Genomic DNA, 16,976 nt, shown 5'->3' with positions numbered 1-16,976 from the left:
TTACACCCGCCCAGGCAAGTGGTACCGCTTTTCCCACGCAATACCAGCGTAACGGGCGGATAGCACTGCCGCCGCCCGCTGCAGCGCCTCCGCCATTCTGGAGCGCATTTTGCAATACGCCAGTACGGCGCGTGGCCACGGCAGGTTCGCCGGGTCGGCAGCCAGGGCGTCTTTATCGTTCGGGAGGGATTTCCATGCGTACAGTGCTGGCCATGCTGCTGGGGTTGCAGCTGTTGTCGACCGCTCATGCCGAGCAGAGCATCACCTTCGTCAGTTGGGGTGGCACCACCCAGGCAGCGCAGACCCGCGCCTGGAGCGAACCCTTCACCCAGCAGACCGGCATCCGTGTCGAGCAGGCCGGGCCCACCGACTATGCCGCTTTCAAGGCCATGGTGGAGAGTGGCCAGGTGACCTGGGACGTGGTCGATGTGGAGGCGGATTTCGCCCTGCGGGCCGGCCGGGAAGGGCTGCTCGAACCTCTGGATTTCAAGCAGATCGCCAAGCGCACCATCGACCCGCGCTTCGTCACCATCTACGGCGCCGGCTCGTTCTATTTTTCCTTCATCCTCGGCTACAACACCCAGGCCCTGCGCGAGGCGCCGCAGAGCTGGGCGGCACTGTTCGACACGAGTACCTTTCCGGGCAAACGCGCGCTCTACAAGTGGCCGAGCCCAGGTGTGCTGGAGATAGCCCTGCTCGCCGACGGGGTCGCCGCCGACAAGCTGTACCCGCTGGATCTGGATCGCGCCTTCAGGAAGCTCGACAGCATCAAGGGCGATATCGCCTGGTGGGGCAGTGGTGACGAATCACAGCAGTTGCTCGCCTCCGGGACCGCCAGCCTGGGCATGTTCTGGAACGGCCGGGTCAATGCGCTACACGATCAGGGCGCCCCGGTGGGCATGAGCTGGCAGCAGAATCTGGTGGCCGGTGACTTTCTGGTGATACCCCGGGGTTCGCGCAATGTCGCGGCAGCGCGCACCTTCATCGCCCATGCCACCAGCCCGAAACCCCAGGCCGACTTTTCCTCGCTGACCGGTTATGCGCCGGTCAATCTCGGCGCCTCGGCATTGGTGGACCCCAAGCTGGCGGAGAACCAGCCCGGTGCCCACAAAACCGGGCAGATCACGCTGGATTTCAAATACTGGAGCCTCAACGGCGAGCGCATCGCGCAACGCTGGAGCGCCTGGCAAGCCGCCAACCACTGACGCTTTTCGATAACACTGGTCGCCTGCCCCTCGCCAAAGTATTTTATATTATGGTATACCATGAACCATAAGCCTCGTGATCCTGCACGGCGGCCAGCCCCGACAGCGCCTCAAACGCACCGGGCTTTATAAAAATCGAGGAAAGCGACATGAAATTCTCTTTGTTCGTCCACATGGAACGCTACGACCAGGAAGTCGGCCACCGCGAGCTCTTCGAGCAACTGACCGAGCTGACCCTGCTGGCCGAAGCTGGTGGTTTCAGCACCGTGTGGGTTGGCGAGCATCACGCCATGGAATACACCATTTCGCCGAGCCCGATGCCGATTCTGGCCTACCTGGCTGCCCGTACCAGCACTATCCGTCTGGGTGCCGGCACCATCATCGCGCCGTTCTGGAACCCGATCCGCGTAGCAGGCGAATGCGCCCTGCTCGACGTGATCAGCAACGGCCGCATGGAAGTCGGTCTGGCCCGCGGTGCCTATCAGTACGAATTCGATCGCATGGCCGGTGGCATGCCCGCCAGTGATGGCGGCAAGTACCTGCGCGAGATGGTGCCGGTGGTCAAGGCACTGTGGAAAGGTGACTACGCCCACGACGGCGAAATCTGGAAATTCCCTACCAGCACCTCGTCGCCCAAGCCGCTGCAGCAACCACTTCCGCCGGTGTGGATCGCCGCACGTGATCCGGACTCGCACAATTTCGCAGTCGCCAATGGCTGCAACGTGATGGTCACGCCATTGATGAAGGGCGACGAGGAAGTGGTCGACCTGAACAACAAGTTCAATGCCGCCCTGGCCAACAACCCGGACGTGCCACGCCCACAGCTGATGGTGTTGCGCCACACCCACGTACACCTGGCAGACGACCCCGAGGGCTGGAAGGTCGGTGCCGCTGCGATCTCGCGCTTCTACCGCACCTTCGATGCCTGGTTCGGCAACAAGATCACCCCGGTCGACGGCCTGCTGGAGCCGAGCCCCGAAGAGAAATTCAAGGAGCGCCCGGAGTTCGAGCTGGAGAACATCCGCAAGAACACCATGATCGGTACGCCCGAGGAAATCATCGCGCGCATTCGTCACTACCAGGAGCTGGGCGTCGACGAATTCAGCTTCTGGGCTGACAACAGCCTGCCCCACGCCGAGAAGAAAAAGTCCCTGGAGCTGTTCATCCAGCACGTGGTGCCAGCCTTCCGCTGAGCCCGCAACCGCTGCCCGGCCATGCCGGGCGGCGGCCTTCGCCCTTGCGGCGAGACGCAAAACCCTATCCGAATAAAGACAAGAAGTAGGTTTTCCCATGGTGTCCCGCACAACCTTGCTGCTCTACCCCTGCCCGTTCTCCCCCGTCTGCGGGCTCTCCCGCGACAGGCGCAGCTGACCCGCTCAGCCGCAACCACCCACGCATCCCCTCCGGCTCTGCCCCGTTCACGCGGAGCAGCGTGCCGTCGCCAATTTGCGCAGGAGAGCAGTCCATGTCCCAGCAAGAGCTCATCGAAAGCAACAGCGTTGGCCAGGTCGCCGATGCCGATCGTCACGGCCGTGTCCGTGATCTGTTCACCCTCTGGTTCAGCACCAATATCGCGCCGCTGCCCATCGTCACCGGCGCCATGGCCGTGCAGGTGTTCCACCTCAGCCTCGGCTGGGCGATCTGCGCCATTCTGGTCGGCCACCTGCTCGGCGGCATCGTCCTGGGTCTGGCCTCTGCCCAGGGTCCGCAACTGGGCTTGCCGCAGATGTTGCAGAGCCGCGGCCAGTTCGGCCGTTACGGCGCCCTGCTGGTGGTGGTGATCGCCGCGGTGCTGTACATCGGTTTTTTCATCTCCAACTGCGTGCTGGCCGGCAAGTCGATCCATACCGTGGCGCCGGATCTGCCGCTGCCTGCCGCGGTGCTGATCGGTGCCTGCGCCGCAACGCTGATCGGCATCCTGGGCTACAACTTCATCCACACCCTCAACCGCATCGGCACCTGGGTAATGGGTATCGGCCTGCTCGCCGGGTTCATCGCGCTGTTCGCCAACGGCCTGCCAGCGGATTTCGCCAGCCGTGGCGGCTTCAACCTCGCCGGCTGGCTGGCGATGGCCTCGCTGGGCGCCATCTGGCAGATCTCCTTCGCGCCCTACACCTCGGACTACTCGCGCTACCTGCCGAAAAACGTGGGTATCTGGAAACCCTTCATCGCCACCTATACAGGCGCCGTTCTCGGTACCTCGCTGTGCTTCGTGTTCGGCACACTGGTGGCGCTGTCGGTGAGCGCGGACACCGATACCATGGACGCGGTCAAGCAGAGCACCGGGGTATTCGGCCCGGTACTCATGGTGCTGTTCATCCTCAGCATCATCAGCCACAACGCCCTGAACCTGTACGGTGCGGTATTGGCACTGATCACCTCGGTACAAACCTTCGCCGCCGACTGGGCACCCAGCCGTCAGGCCCGGGTAGCGCTTTCGGCAATTTTGCTGGTGGCCTGCTGCGTGGTCGCGGTCAGCGCGCCTGCGGACTTCATCTCGCGCTTCATGCAGCTGATCCTGGCGATGATGATCGTGCTGGTGCCCTGGGCGGTGATCAATCTCGCCGACTTCTACCTGGTGCAGAAACAGCGCTACCACATCCCTTCACTGTTCGACGCCACTGGCGGCATCTACGGGCGCTTCAACCCCAACGCGGTGAGCGCCTACGCGGTGGGCATCCTGGTGCAGCTGCCGTTCGCGGTCACGCCGATCTACACCGGGCCGATGGCCAGCAAGCTCGATGGCGCCGACCTGTCCTGGCTGGTGGCGATCGTCGTTACCCTGCCGCTGTACCTGCTGCTGTCACGTCGCGACACGGTGTACCGGCGCAAGCAGATATCCACCCTGTCGCGCGCCTGACGCTGGCGGCCAAGCCAGGCTACCGGGCTGATCCGGGAAAACAGATAGCGGCATGAGAAAGCCCCCGCCCTCGAGCGGGGGCTTTCGTTTCGGGTCAACGGCTATTCAGCCTGCCACCTCGAAGATCGCACCTTCCACGCCTAGCACCTCGCCAGTGGCCGAATACACGCCAACCCCCGTCTCGCAGACCTCCTTGATTCGCCCATCGGCGCAGCAGATGCGGTAACGCAGGTGAAAGGGCTCGTGCTTGAGCAAGGCGCATTGCACGCAATACCAGACGTAATCGGCGTACTCGGCCAGGATCAGTGAGCCGAAGCTGTGAGCGGGATCGCGGGTCAGGTATTCGGCGCAGTAGCCGGTCAGTTGCAGGCAGCCTTCGCTGACGTAATCCATGTACCAGGTGCGGGCGTTGTCGCCGCGATAGATCAGCACCGGCAGATCGTTGATCAACCCTGCGACACCCCCTGCCCCAACGCTGACCTGGGTACCGGCCGAGGCCTTGCCAGTGTGCCGATGCACCCAGCTGGCCAGCTCCAGACGCGAGTGCAGGTGAAACTTGCGCAGCAGGCTGCGCACGTAGATTTTCACCGTGCCGTCGCTGATGCCCAGCTCGCGGGCGATCTGCTTGTTGCTGTTGCCCGCAGCGATCAGCTGCAGGGTCTGCTCCTCACGTTCGGTCAGCGCGTTCGACGCTGCCGCGGGAGCCGGGGCGAAACCGGCTGCACGCATGTTCTCCTCCCCGTCTTCTGCGGTGTTAGGCCACTACCGACAGCAACTTCCATGCCTCGACCAGGGCGACTACCCCTTTAGGCATACCTCCTCAGGTGGATTGAGCGCGCAGGCGTGGCAGGAAATTATCTTGCCTACAGAGAAACACCAGCCATGCACCAACATATGACCTGACCGCTTCAATCCAGAGCAACAAGGATCGCCATGACCCGCACAGCCGAGCTGCATCCCTTCAGCGTGCCGCGATACCCCAGCGGCGACCCTGCCCAGCGGGTGACCCTTCAGCTCCTGGTCACCCAGGACGCCGGCCAGCAACGACAGGCGCAATTGCTGGCCCGTATCGACGCCAGCGAGCTCTGCCACCTGGCGCTGCCGCAGTACGCCGACGAAGCCGCGCTGGGCGAGGCGCTGGGCACGCTGTTGAGCGAAGCCCGGGTCGGGGTGCACCTCGAGCTGCACGGCGACGAAGCCTTCATCTGGTCGCTGCGCGGTGTGGCACGAGCAGCCGGTCTGCTGGCCGAAGAGATCACCCTGCATTGCAGCGAAAGCGGCCGACGCATGCTGTTCTGCGTGCATTGCGCCAGTCTGCAGGTGGGCACATCCGCCGATCTGCAAGCCTGCAGCCACTGCGCTGTGCTGCTGGAAGTGCGCCGGCATTTCTCCGAGCGCCTGGGTGCCTACCTCGGCGTCTGCGCGGATGCCGACCAGCCCTATGCGCAGGCCCGACCATGACCGCCTTCGAGGTGCGGGTCGGTGAGACCCGGATGATCACCCCGGTGATCCGCGAGCTGTCGCTCCAGCCCTTGAGTGGCACGCTGCCGGCCTTTTCCGCTGGCAGCCACGTGCAGGTGCACCTGCCGAACGGCAAGCGCAACGCCTACTCGCTGCTCAGCGACCCGAGCGACACCAGCCACTACCGGATCGCCGTGCGCCAGCAGGCGCAATCACGCGGCGGCTCGCGCTACGTGCATGAACGGTTGCAGACCGGCGATCGGTTGCGGATCTCGCCGCCGGCCAACCTCTTTGCGCTACACAGCACGGCGCGCCTGCACGTGCTGATCGCCGCGGGTATCGGCATCACTCCGTTCCTTGCCTATAGCACCGAACTGCTGCGCCGCGGCGACGCTTTCGAACTGCATTACGCCTACCGCACCGGGGTTAGCGATGCCTACGTGGAGACCCTCCGCGAGCGGCTGGGCAAGCGCCTGCACATTTACGAAAGCGGCAGCCGACGTCTCGACCTGGGCCAGTTGCTGAGCCATCGCCCGCTCGGCACTCACGTCTACGCCTGCGGCCCGCAATCTCTGCTCGATGCCCTGCGCGAACAGAGCCTGGCGCTCGGCTGGCCAGCGGCGCGGGTGCACTGGGAGGCCTTCGCCGCGCCGGAGCCGGGCGTGCCCTTCATCGTGGAACTGGCGCGCAGTGGCCGTCAGGTGGCTGTCGGCGCCGAGCAAAGCCTGCTCGAAGCCTTGGAGGGTGCGGGTGTGGAGCTGCCCAACCTGTGCCGCGGCGGGGTCTGCGGCCAGTGCCAGACGCCCTACCTGAAAGGCGACGTGGAGCACCGCGACCTGTTTCTCGCCACCGCCGAGCGCGCCACCAGCCTGATGCCCTGCGTCTCGCGTGGCTGCGGCAGCCCGATCCTGCTGGATATCTGATACCGGAGACGTGCCATGACCCTGATCTTCAAACCGGCAGAAACCTACCGGGACGACTTCAGCTTCCGCAACAGCCCGGCCGCTATCGCCCGGTTCCCGTTTCCGTTCCCGGAAGATGCCTACATGTACTCGGTGAACATCGAGCCAGCGGTGTCGCGCGATCCGGGCTCGGTGTTCGAGCACTGCTTCGATGTGGACGAACACTACCTGTCGGAGATGGCCGAGCGCGCCCGCGTTCTGGAGCGTGACCCCGAGCGCTGCCTGGTGATGCCGCACATGGCCCAGGCCGCCTGGGATCTGCTGGAAATGCTGATGCAGCAGCTGGCCGCTGACTACCCGCAGCACTTCCAGCTTGAACGTAACGGCACGGCCTGGCGCTGGCGCAACCTGGCCATGGGCATCGATCAGCACTTCACCTTTGGCGCTGCCGACAGCCTGCCGTGCGAGCCGCTGGAATACATCACCCGGCAGATGCAGGGCGATTTCGCGGTGCTCGACCAGCGTGACGGCGACCTGTTCATGGACGCCGGCATGGTCACCTGCCCGGCCGACTGGTCGCTGCGTTTCGACGCCGGCATGAGCTTCAAACAGTGGCACTCGCCCGTACCGATGGCCAACCAGATGGGCATCTTCGAACGCGCCCTGAAGTTTCTGCTGAACATTCAGGTCGGCCACCCGGTGCGCCGACTGAACTGGACGCTGACCATCAACCCACGCCTGGACACCTCGCCGGAGACCTTTCACGAATGGGGCAGCGACCGCGGCTCGGTCACCCCGGACAACGTCGGCCGCCTGGTGCACCTGCGCGTGGAGCTGCAGCTGATGGCCCGCCTGCCGCGCTCCAACGCCGTGCTGTTCAGCATCCGCACCTACCTGATCAGCATGGAAGAACTGGTCAGCAACCCGGCCTGGGCGCGCCGCCTGCACCGCGTGCTACGCGACCTGCCGGATGCCATCGCCGACTACAAGGGCATGACCCGCTACCGTCAGACCCTGGTGGACTGGCTGCGCCAGTTCGATTCCGAAGCCTGACCCGATCACTACACGAGGATTTTCCCATGGCCAACTCATGGCGCATCAGCGCCCTGCGCGAACGCCACCTGGCGCTTGGTTCGAACCTGGAAGACTGGAACGGCATGGGCACCGCCTGGACCTATGCCAGCGATCTGGCCGACCATCATGAGGCGATTCGCACCCGCGCCGGGCTGATGGACGTCTCGGGGCTGAAGAAGGTGCACTACGTCGGCCCCCACGCCGAAAGCCTGCTCGACTACGCCACCACCCGCGACATGGCCAAGCTCTATCCCGGCAAGTCGGTGTACGCCTGCCTGCTCGACGAGGACGGCACCTTCATCGACGACTGCATCGTCTATCGCACCGGCCCCAACGCCTTCATGGTGGTGCACGGCGCCGGTACCGGCTACGAGATGCTGATCCGCTCGGCACAGGGTCGTCAGGTCGCTGTTCTGTTCGACGACGACCTCCACGACCTTTCCCTGCAAGGCCCGGCAGCCGTGGATTTTCTCGCCGAGCACGTACCCGGCATCCGCGAGCTGCCCTACTTCCATCACCTGCAGACCCGGCTGTTCGACCGCCCGGTGATGATCTCGCGCACCGGCTACACCGGCGAGCGCGGTTACGAGATCTTCTGCAAGGCCGCCGATGCGCCGCTGATCTGGGACGGCATCCTGGAAAAAGGCCAGGGCCACGGCATCATCCCCTGCGCCTTCACCGCCCTGGACTGGCTACGCGTGGAGAGCTACCTGCTGTTCTTCCCCTATGACAACTCGCAGATGTACCCCTTCGCCGACCAGAAGGCCGGCGACACGCTGTGGGAGCTGGGCCTGGACTTCACCGTGTCGCCCGGCAAGCGCGACTTCCGGGGTGCCGCCGAGCACTACCGGCGCCAGGGCCAGGAACGCTTCAGGATCTTCGGTGTGCTGCTCGATGGCGAGCAAGCCGCCGAGGGGGGCGACAGCCTCTGGCACGAGGGGCGTCAGGTCGGCCTGATCACCTGCGCCATGTACTCGCGCCTGAGCGGACGCTCCATGGCCATCGCCCGGGTCGAACCCGATATCGCCGAGCAGGGCGTATCGATGCAGGTGCGCGGCAGCCTGGAGGTGAGCGCCATCGCCCATACGCTGCCCTTCGACGACCCCGAGAAGAAGAAACGTACCGCCAAGGGCTGATAAACCCGCGCCGGCTCGCTCCCAGGCGTTGCAGGGGAGCGCCGAGCATCGCGACGCCTCGCCAACCGGAGAACCGAACATGAACCAACGAGTCGCCATCATCGGCGCCGGCCCGTGCGGCCTGGCCCAGTTGCGAGCCTTCCAGTCCGCCCAGGCCGATGGTGCGCAAATTCCCGAACTGGTCTGCTTCGAGAAGCAGACCGACTGGGGCGGCATGTGGAACTACACCTGGCGCACCGGCCTGGACGAGCACGGCGAGCCGGTGCACGGCAGCATGTACCGCTATCTGTGGTCGAACGGGCCGAAGGAGTGCCTGGAGTTCGCCGACTACAGCTTCGACGAGCATTTCGGCCGGCCCATGGGCTCCTACCCACCACGCGAGGTGCTCTGGGACTACATAAAGGGACGCGTCGAGAAAGCCGGCGTGCGGCCTTACATCCGCTTCGATACCGTGGTGCGCGACGTCACCTTCGACGCCGCCAGCGAGCTGTTCACGGTCACCGCCCACGATCATCTGCATGACCGCACCTACAGCGAAACCTTCGACTACGTGGTGGTCGCCAGCGGCCACTTTTCCACACCCAACGTGCCTGACTTTCCCGGTTTCGAGCGCTTCGCCGGACGCGTGTTGCACGCCCACGACTTTCGCGACGCTCTGGAATTCAAGGGCAAGGACGTGCTCATCGTCGGCGCCAGCTATTCGGCCGAAGACATCGGCTCGCAGTGCTACAAGTACGGTGCCCGTTCCATCACCAGTTGCTACCGCAGCGCGCCGATGGGCTACAAATGGCCGGCCAACTGGGAGGAGCGCCCACTGCTCAGCCACGTGCAGGGCAGCACCGCGTTCTTCGCAGACGGCAGTTGCAAGCACATCGACGCCATCATCCTGTGCACCGGCTATAAGCACCACTTCCCCTTTCTGCCGGAAGCGCTGCGCCTGAAAACAGGCAATCGCCTGTGGCCGCTGAACCTCTACAAGGGTGTGTTCTGGGAGCAGAACCCGCGGCTGATCTACCTCGGCATGCAGGATCAGTGGTACAGCTTCAACATGTTCGACGCCCAGGCCTGGTACGCCCGCGACGTGATTCTCGGGCGAATCGCCCTGCCCGCCGCCGAGGGCATGCACGCTGAAAACCTGGCCTGGCGCCAGGAAGAGGAGACGCTGGAAAGCGCCCAGCAGATGTTCGAATTCCAGGGCGAATACATCCGCCAGTTGATCGCCGCTACCGACTACCCGAGCTTCGACATCGCCGAGGTCAACGCCACCTTCCTGCAGTGGAAGAAAGACAAGTACGACAACATCATGGGCTACCGCGACAAGTGCTATCGCTCACTGATCACCGGCACCCTGGCCACGCCGCATCACACCCCCTGGCTGGAGGCCCTGGATGATTCGCTGAGTGCCTACCTGGCCGACGCACCCACCGACCGCCTGAAGTCCGCCAGCTGAGGCGCTGCCATGAACCTGCCTGTGACAAGCCGCCCACTGGAGCCGGCGCTGTTCGCCCGCGCCGCAGACCTGGAACGCCACCGAGTGGCTCCTGGCGGGCTGACGGTGTTGACCCTGGAGCCGGGGGATCGCCTGGAGGTGATCGACCTCGAGGGCGACCAGCCTGCCGAACTGCTGGCCTTCACCGAGGATGGCCGCGAAGCGCTGGCGGCACTGGGCCTGCAAGCCAGCGCTGGTGCCGATGCCATCGCCCACCTGCTGCACGATGGCAGCCGCGAGTCGATTCACGTCAGCAACGGGCTCACTCGTCGTGGTGTGGACTGTCGCCGCCTGCCGGCCGCCGCCCGGCTGTGGCCCGCCGCCACACCCGCAGGCTTCAGCCGCGAATTGCTGGCCAACGCTGCGCTGTGCGTGATCGTCGCCGCCCCTGGTGGGCGTAGCGCAGTGCACAGCCAGCAACGCGCCAGTGAACTCCGCGTGCTGCTGCATCGCGCCAACCCGCGCAGGCTCTGGGTGCCGCCACTTCCCGCGCCGCTGGGCGAGGTGATCGACGAGTTCACCATCCACCCCGGCAGCGCACGCGACTACCTCGTCGCAGCCGGGCAGTTCGTCCAGGTGATCGACGTTGCCGGGCGCCAGTGTTCGGATTTCGTCGCCTTCGACCGCGCCGGCCTGGATGCCGGACGCGAGATCGACCTCGACCCCACCGTCACCCGTACCCTGAACGGCAACGCCTACCCGGGGCCGGGCCTGTTCAGCCGCTTCTACGACCGTGACATGCAAGCCATGCTGGAGGTAGTGCGCGATACCGTCGGCCGCCACGATACCTTCGCGCTGGCCTGTGCGGCGCGCTACTACGAGGCGCACGGCTACTTCGGCCACGCCAACTGCAGCGACAACATCAGCCGCGCCATGGCCGCTCACGGCGTAGACCCGCGCGCCGGCTGGCCGGCGATCAATTTCTTCTACAACACCGCCATCGACGCGCACCAGCACCTGACGCTGGACGAACCCTGGTCGCGCCCTGGCGATTACGTCCTGCTCAAGGCGCTGACCGATCTGGTCTGCGCCAGCAGTTCCTGCCCGGACGACATCGACCCCGCCAATGGCTGGCAGCCCACCGATATCCATATCCGCGTGTATTCCGAGAAGGAGCGTTTCAGTCTCGCCATGGCCACTCGAAAAACAGCAGATGCCGATCCGGTGCTGACCCGCGAAAGCGGCTTTCACGCCGGCACCTCGGCCCTCACCCGGCAGTTCGTCGACTACCGGGGTTTCTGGACACCGACCCGCTTCGACGGCTACGGCGCCACCGAGGAATACCACGGCTGCCGCGAACGCGTGGCGGTGATGGACCTTTCCGCGCTACGCAAATTCGAGGTGCTCGGGCCTGACGCCGAAGCGCTGCTCGACCACTGCCTGACCCGCGACGTGCGCAAGCTGGCGGTCGGCCAGGTGGTGTATTCGGCGATGTGCTTCGAGCACGGCGGCATGCTCGACGACGGCACCCTGCTGCGCCTCGGCGCCGATGCGTTTCGCTGGATCGGTGGTGAGGATTACGCCGGCATCTGGCTGCGTGAACAGGCCGCAAAACTGGGCATGAAGGTGTGGATAAAGAGCGCCTCCGAGCAGATTCACAACGTCGCCGTGCAGGGCCCGCTGAGCCGCCAACTGCTCGCGCAGATGATCTGGACGCCCGGCACCCAGCCAGCGCTGGAAGAGCTGGGCTGGTTCCGCTTTCTGGTCGGCCGCCTGGATGACTACAACGGCCCCCCCGTGATGGTGTCGCGCACCGGCTATACCGGCGAGCTGGGCTATGAAATCTGGTGCCATCCGCACGATGCGCTGCAGGTGTGGCAACGCCTGTGGCAGCTCGGTGAACCCCTGGGCCTGGTACCGCTCGGTCTCGAAGCGCTGGACATGCTGCGTATCGAAGCCGGGCTGATCTTCGCCGGTTACGAATTCGACGACCAGACCGATCCGTTCGAGGCCGGCATTGGCTTCTGTGTGCCACTCAAGAGCAAGGCGGCGGATTTCATCGGCCGCGATGCGCTGGCAAGGCGCAGCGCAGCACCCCGCCACAAGCTGGTCGGCCTGCAGCTGGAAGGCAACGAAACCGCGGCCCACGGCGACGGCGTATACAGCGGCCGGGCCCGTGTCGGCGTGATCACCAGTGCCACGCGCTCACCACTGCTGGGCCGCAACATCGCCCTGTGTCGCCTGGATGTTGGCTACTGCGAGCCGGGTACCGCCGTCGAGATAGGCAAGCTCGATGGCCAGCAGAAGCGCATTCGCGCCCAGGTCGGCGCCAGCACCGTCGCCTACGACCCGGACAAGAGCAGGGTACGGGCATAACCGAACCGCTTGTGGAAAGAGAATTGCTTGGTGATGGCCATTCGATCTCACGGAGGTGGCCCATGTGGTTCAGCAATGCATCCCGAAACCTGGCCGATGAACTCAGCCAGTGGCTCAACCGTCTGTTCGACGGCCAGCCCAGCGCGGCTGCCGCACAGCATCATCTGCAGCGCGACGCTCGGCTGTTCAGCAGCCTGCAGCGGCTGCAGCGCGACTGGGACGAATTGCAGCGCATTCGCCAGCAGGCCGAATGCCAGGCGCCGCCGCCCTGCAGTGCAGAGGAGTACGCCGCACTCCGGGAAGACCTCGCCGAGGCCCGGGCGCAGATCGGCGAACTCCTCCACGCCCGTGACGACAGCCAGCGGCGCCTGCACGAGCTGGAAGCCGAGCGCGCCCATTGGGACGAAGAACGCCAGGTCTGGGAACTGACCAAACGCACCCTGACCGAAGGCAGCTGGGCGATGAACGTGGTGGGCGGCGACCCCGACCATCCGCAGAACCTGATTCGCTGGTCAGAGCAGTTCCGCGAGCTGATCGGCTACAGCGCCCAGGAATTTCCCGATGGCTGGGACAGCTATTTCAAGGTGGTCAACGCCGATGACCTGAAACAGGTCATGCAGGCCTTCAATGCCTCGATGGTCGACACCGGCGGTGATGGCTTCTACGCCGTCGAATACCGCATGCGCCACAAGACCCGTGGCGAGGTGTGGTACCGCGAACGCGGCCGCTGCCTGCGCGATGCCCAGGGCCGCCTGCTGTATGTCACCGGCGCCGTACGCGAGATCAGCGACGAGAAGACCACCGCCACGCTGCACCAGCGCGAACAAGCCAACATCCAGGCCACCTACACGCAGATTGCTCAGGTCGCCGGGGGGATTCGCAGCATTGCCGAGCAGACCAACCTGCTGGCCCTCAACGCCGCCATCGAAGCGGCACGGGCCGGCGATCAGGGTCGCGGCTTCGCCGTGGTCGCCGACGAAGTGCGCAATCTGGCGCGACGCACCCAGGAATCGGTGCAGCAGATTCAAGGCATGCTGCAGAAGGAGCGCTCGGGCGAACCAACTTCAGGCAACAAGCCATGAAAATGAACTGAAAAAGTGCAGAAAAACAGGCTAACGCCCGCGATAAGCCCAGCCACGGCCATTACTGATGGCACACTCATTGCTTTCTCAAAAAGAAATTTTGTTTATCAAAGATAAAGCTTTCGACTCGACCTGCCTGCGCACCACTTATTCCAATAAACCGCTTTCGAGGATTCAGTGATGGAAGAACAGAAGACCCCGCCTACGCTCGAAGAGCTGCAGGCCCTGATCGAAATGACCAACACCCTGAACATGGAGATGTTCTATTGGTGGTGTACCGCGTTGATGATCTGCATTCACGCAGGTTTTCTGTCTTACGAGATCGGCGCCTCGCGCCTGAAGAACGCCCTGGCGGCGGGCGTGAAGAACATCCTCGCGTTCGGCTTCATCGTACCCAGCGTGTTCCTGCTCGGCTGGGCGGTCTACAACGCCTTCCCCGACGGCCTGGTACCGCGCATGGACGCCCTGATGGCCGGCATGCCGTGGAGCAAATCCATGGGCCCGAACATCCAGGACAACGCCACCGGTATTTTCTGGGGTGCATTCGCGCTGTTCGCCGCCACCACGGGTTCGATTCTTTCCGGGGCGATCATCGAGCGCGCGCGGATGAGCGCATTCATCATCATGACCATCGTGCTCGGCGGCTTTCTCTGGCTGCTGGCGGCGGCCTGGGGCTGGCACCCGGAAGGCTGGCTGACCGTCAAATGGGGCTACCATGACGTCGGCGCAGCGGGCGTGGTGCACATGATCGCCGGCTTCTTCGCCCTCGGCGTGCTGATCAACCTCGGTGCACGCATCGGCCGCTTCAATCCGGACGGCAGCGCCAACGCCATCGTCGGCCACAGCATGCCGATGAGCGTGGTCGGCCTGATGCTGATCATCGTCGGCTTCTTCGGCTTCCTCGGCGGCTGCATCATCTACAACTCGGGCGCTCAGTGGATCAACATCTACGGCCAGCCGACCAACCTCTCCGCCTTCTCCTTCAACACCCTGATGGGTTTTGCCGGCGGCCTGATCGGCGCCTACCTGACCACCCGTGAACCCTACTGGATGATGTCCGGTGGTCTGGTGGGCATCATCTCGGTAGCACCCGGCCTGGACCTCTACCACCCCGGGCTGGCCTACCTGATCGGCATGGGCGTGTCGGCCCTGGCGCCGCTGGTCAACAACCTGCTGCTCAAGTTCAAGCTGGACGATGCCGTCGGCGCGTTCGCCGTGCACGGCTTCGGCGGTTTCGCCGGCCTGCTGATCAGTGGCATCTTCCTGGCCGGTTACCCGAACGTGAACGGCATGCCGGAGATCAGTTTCTTCGGCCAGCTCGGCGGCGCACTGGTGATGGCAGCGCTGGGCTTCTTCCCCGGCTACGGCATCTCCTACGCCCTCAACAAGGCCGGCATCCTGCGCGTGCCGGCGCATGCCGAGGAACGTGGCCTCGACCTGACCGAAGTGCCGGCCCAGGCCTATCCGGAGTGGAGCAGCATGTACGGGCAGAGCAGTACGGTGGGTGGCAACGCCGCACAGCCGCCACTGACCGCCGCCCCCGCCAAATGACCCCTGGCCGGCCGCAAGGGCGGCCGGCTCATCCCGAGGAGTATCGCCATGAGCATCACCACCTACGAAGGTGCCAGCGCCGTATTCACCTTCGCCGACAAACCCGCCATCCTGATCTTCATCAGCTTTCTGGTCGCCGCCGTCAGCCTCTACGCGCTGATCGCGACCATCATTCACGAGAAACACAGCTACGCACTGCCTGATGAAGAACTCGACAAGCTGAAATGACCCTTCGACCGGCGGCAACCGCCGCCGGTCATCCCTCGCAGCACGCCCTTGCTCTGCCCACTAAGTAGCAGCCCCACACCTTGCGCACCAGGACAATGCACGGCGCGCACGTCAGGTATTCCGCGGCCCTCAGCCAACATGTAACAAATTGTTTTGAGCTCAGTGGGTTAGCTGATACAGCTCGACGCGCAACGATTCTGGCAGGCCTATTGCTTTACCAGAGGGGAAGTTAATTGCCCCACAGGAATATAAGCCGGTGCTTCTGCGCTGACCTTCCGCGGGGCAGCAGATCCGGTCCGCCACCGACAGCGGCCGGCTCAATCACCCGTCGGTTGGAGGCAACAGGCAATGGTTCGGTGTTCACAGATAGGCCGCAGTATGTTGGTTTTTCCTCTGGTGCTCGCCAGCGCCGCCGCTCTCGCCGACGAGGCGGCAGCGCCGATCGACAGCGGCGACACGGCGTTCGTGGCGCTCTGCTCGCTGGTGGTACTGCTGATGACCCTCCCGGGCCTGGCGCTGTTCTATGGCGGTATGGCACGAACCAAGAACGTCCTCTCGGTTCTCATGCAGGTGTTCTGCACCGCATCGCTGATGTCGGTGCTGTTCGCGATCTACGGCTACAGCCTGACCTTCACCAACGGCGGCTCGCTGCACGCGGTGATCGGTGGCCTGGACAAGCTGTTCATGGTCGGCATCACCAAGGACTCGGTAGTTGGCACCATCCCGGAGTATCTGTACTTCCTGTTCATGCTGCTGTTCGCGGCCATTACCCCGGCGATCATCGTCGGCGGGTTCGCCGAGCGCATGAAGTTCGCCGCGGTGATGGTGTTCATGGCCGTGTGGCTGACCATCAACTACATCCCCATGGCTCACATGGCCTGGGGCGGTGGCTGGGTGTTCGATCTCGGCGTGCAGGACTTCGCTGGCGGCAATGTGGTGCACCTCAACGTCGGTATCGCCGCACTGGTGGGAGCCTGGCTGCTGGGCCGCCGTCGCGGTTTCGGCACGCCGTCGCTGACGCCGCACAACATGACCATGACCCTTACCGGCGGCTCCTTGCTGTGGGTGGGCTGGCTGGGTTTCTGCGGTGGCTGCGCACTGGCCGCCAACGGCTACGCCATGCTGGTGATGGTCAACACCATGCTCGCCAGTTGCGCAGGCGCATTGGGCTGGATGATCGTGGAATGGCGACACCGTGGCCGGCCGAGCCTGTTCGGCGCGCTGTCCGGGGCCATTGCCGGCCTGGTGGCCGTCACCCCGGCCTGCGGCTTCGTAGGGCCGATGGGCGCCATCCTGCTGGGCTTCATCGCAGGCCCGGTGTGCGTCTGGTCGGTAGAAAAGCTCAAGCCGATGATCGGCCTGGACGATGCCTTCGACGTGTTCGGCGTGCATGGCGTCGCGGGCATCCTCGGCGGCCTGCTGACTCCCGTGTTCGCGCTTACCGCCATTGGCGGCCAGGGCTTCGTCGAAGGCCGCGGCCTGCTCGACCAGTTGCTGGTCAACGGCGGTGCCATCCTGTTCAGCATTGTCTTCTCGGCCATCACCAGCCTGATCGCTTACAAGATTGCCGACGCAGTCTGCGGTGGGCTGCGCGTGGACGAGGAAACCGAGGTTGATGGCCTCGATCTCTCCGCCCATGGCGAAGTCGGCTACAAGTACTCGAACTGAGGGT

13 protein-coding genes and 2 pseudogenes are annotated in these 16,976 nt (G+C 64.5%); 14 read left to right on the top strand and 1 reads right to left on the bottom strand.

Annotated elements, in window-relative coordinates:
• The first annotated feature begins 194 nt into the window (after positions 1-194).
• The 3 genes from QRN22_RS09585 (at position 195) to QRN22_RS09575 (ending at position 4,065) form a co-directional block, all read left to right on the top strand.
• A complete protein-coding gene (locus tag QRN22_RS09585) occupies positions 195-1,205 on the top strand; it encodes an ABC transporter substrate-binding protein (RefSeq protein WP_042553447.1) in 1,011 nt (336 codons plus the stop codon).
• A gap of 149 nt (positions 1,206-1,354) precedes the next feature.
• Entirely contained in the window at positions 1,355-2,398 is a 1,044-nt protein-coding gene (locus tag QRN22_RS09580; RefSeq protein ID WP_042553448.1) for an LLM class flavin-dependent oxidoreductase, read from the top strand.
• A 272-nt stretch (positions 2,399-2,670) separates the two neighbouring features.
• Positions 2,671-4,065 (top strand): purine-cytosine permease family protein, encoded by a 1,395-nt coding sequence (locus QRN22_RS09575; protein WP_042553449.1) that lies wholly within the window; start codon positions 2,671-2,673, stop codon positions 4,063-4,065.
• 105 nt (positions 4,066-4,170) lie between these two features.
• Here QRN22_RS09575 and QRN22_RS09570 read toward each other — a convergent pair whose 3' ends face one another.
• Positions 4,171-4,794 carry a LuxR C-terminal-related transcriptional regulator gene (locus QRN22_RS09570; protein WP_042553450.1) on the bottom strand — a complete coding sequence of 208 codons (624 nt, stop codon included), beginning with the start codon at positions 4,792-4,794 and terminating at the stop codon, positions 4,171-4,173.
• A 204-nt stretch (positions 4,795-4,998) separates the two neighbouring features.
• On the opposite strand from QRN22_RS09570, the gene QRN22_RS09565 reads away from it, so the two are divergent.
• From QRN22_RS09565 to QRN22_RS09520, 11 genes and pseudogenes are all read left to right on the top strand, one after another.
• Positions 4,999-5,526, top strand: coding sequence for a dimethylamine monooxygenase subunit DmmA family protein (locus tag QRN22_RS09565; RefSeq protein WP_042553451.1), 528 nt, complete (start codon positions 4,999-5,001; stop codon positions 5,524-5,526).
• On the top strand, positions 5,523-6,449 hold the full coding sequence (locus QRN22_RS09560; protein WP_042553452.1) for a PDR/VanB family oxidoreductase: 927 nt from the start codon (positions 5,523-5,525) through the stop codon (positions 6,447-6,449). Before QRN22_RS09565 ends, QRN22_RS09560 begins: the two co-directional genes overlap by 4 nt.
• Positions 6,450-6,464: 15 nt before the next feature.
• On the top strand, positions 6,465-7,481 hold the full coding sequence (locus QRN22_RS09555) for a heme-dependent oxidative N-demethylase family protein (RefSeq protein WP_042553453.1): 1,017 nt from the start codon (positions 6,465-6,467) through the stop codon (positions 7,479-7,481).
• A gap of 26 nt (positions 7,482-7,507) precedes the next feature.
• Positions 7,508-8,638: an aminomethyl transferase family protein gene (locus tag QRN22_RS09550; RefSeq protein WP_042553454.1), complete on the top strand. Its 1,131-nt coding sequence runs from the start codon at positions 7,508-7,510 to the stop codon at positions 8,636-8,638.
• A gap of 79 nt (positions 8,639-8,717) precedes the next feature.
• Positions 8,718-10,088, top strand: coding sequence for a trimethylamine monooxygenase (locus tag QRN22_RS09545; RefSeq protein WP_042553455.1), 1,371 nt, complete (start codon positions 8,718-8,720; stop codon positions 10,086-10,088).
• 9 nt (positions 10,089-10,097) lie between these two features.
• Positions 10,098-12,443, top strand: coding sequence for a trimethylamine N-oxide demethylase (locus QRN22_RS09540; RefSeq protein WP_042553456.1), 2,346 nt, complete (start codon positions 10,098-10,100; stop codon positions 12,441-12,443).
• Positions 12,444-12,505: 62 nt separating this feature from the next.
• A pseudogene (locus tag QRN22_RS09535) lies at positions 12,506-13,234 on the top strand (PAS domain-containing protein); the annotation flags it as partial.
• A gap of 15 nt (positions 13,235-13,249) precedes the next feature.
• Positions 13,250-13,480: pseudogene (locus QRN22_RS26590) on the top strand (methyl-accepting chemotaxis protein); the annotation flags it as partial.
• A 225-nt stretch (positions 13,481-13,705) separates the two neighbouring features.
• A complete protein-coding gene (locus QRN22_RS09530) occupies positions 13,706-15,076 on the top strand; it encodes an ammonium transporter (RefSeq protein WP_042553458.1) in 1,371 nt (456 codons plus the stop codon).
• Between the two features lie 48 nt (positions 15,077-15,124).
• Positions 15,125-15,304: a hypothetical protein gene (locus QRN22_RS09525; RefSeq protein WP_042553459.1), complete on the top strand. Its 180-nt coding sequence runs from the start codon at positions 15,125-15,127 to the stop codon at positions 15,302-15,304.
• Between the two features lie 348 nt (positions 15,305-15,652).
• On the top strand, positions 15,653-16,972 hold the full coding sequence (locus QRN22_RS09520) for an ammonium transporter (protein ID WP_042553460.1): 1,320 nt from the start codon (positions 15,653-15,655) through the stop codon (positions 16,970-16,972).
• The last annotated feature ends 4 nt before the right edge of the window (positions 16,973-16,976 follow it).

The sequence above is a fragment of the Pseudomonas sp. MEJ086 genome (assembly GCF_030209025.1).
Classification (GTDB): domain Bacteria; phylum Pseudomonadota; class Gammaproteobacteria; order Pseudomonadales; family Pseudomonadaceae; genus Aquipseudomonas; species Aquipseudomonas fulva_A.
Note: the sequence above shows the minus strand (reverse complement) of the source record. Positions and strands in the feature narration are given on the sequence as shown.

Bases quoted from the DNA above. Each gene is read 5' to 3' on its own strand.
- QRN22_RS09585 (WP_042553447.1), top strand. From the start codon at position 195: ATGCGTACAGTGCTGGCCATGCTGCTGGGGTTGCAGCTGTTGTCGACC.
- QRN22_RS09580 (WP_042553448.1), top strand. From the start codon at position 1,355: ATGAAATTCTCTTTGTTCGTCCACATGGAACGCTACGACCAGGAAGTC.
- QRN22_RS09575 (WP_042553449.1), top strand. From the start codon at position 2,671: ATGTCCCAGCAAGAGCTCATCGAAAGCAACAGCGTTGGCCAGGTCGCC.
- QRN22_RS09570 (WP_042553450.1), bottom strand. From the start codon at position 4,794: ATGCGTGCAGCCGGTTTCGCCCCGGCTCCCGCGGCAGCGTCGAACGCG.
- QRN22_RS09565 (WP_042553451.1), top strand. From the start codon at position 4,999: ATGACCCGCACAGCCGAGCTGCATCCCTTCAGCGTGCCGCGATACCCC.
- QRN22_RS09560 (WP_042553452.1), top strand. From the start codon at position 5,523: ATGACCGCCTTCGAGGTGCGGGTCGGTGAGACCCGGATGATCACCCCG.
- QRN22_RS09555 (WP_042553453.1), top strand. From the start codon at position 6,465: ATGACCCTGATCTTCAAACCGGCAGAAACCTACCGGGACGACTTCAGC.
- QRN22_RS09550 (WP_042553454.1), top strand. From the start codon at position 7,508: ATGGCCAACTCATGGCGCATCAGCGCCCTGCGCGAACGCCACCTGGCG.
- QRN22_RS09545 (WP_042553455.1), top strand. From the start codon at position 8,718: ATGAACCAACGAGTCGCCATCATCGGCGCCGGCCCGTGCGGCCTGGCC.
- QRN22_RS09540 (WP_042553456.1), top strand. From the start codon at position 10,098: ATGAACCTGCCTGTGACAAGCCGCCCACTGGAGCCGGCGCTGTTCGCC.
- QRN22_RS09530 (WP_042553458.1), top strand. From the start codon at position 13,706: ATGGAAGAACAGAAGACCCCGCCTACGCTCGAAGAGCTGCAGGCCCTG.
- QRN22_RS09525 (WP_042553459.1), top strand. From the start codon at position 15,125: ATGAGCATCACCACCTACGAAGGTGCCAGCGCCGTATTCACCTTCGCC.
- QRN22_RS09520 (WP_042553460.1), top strand. From the start codon at position 15,653: ATGGTTCGGTGTTCACAGATAGGCCGCAGTATGTTGGTTTTTCCTCTG.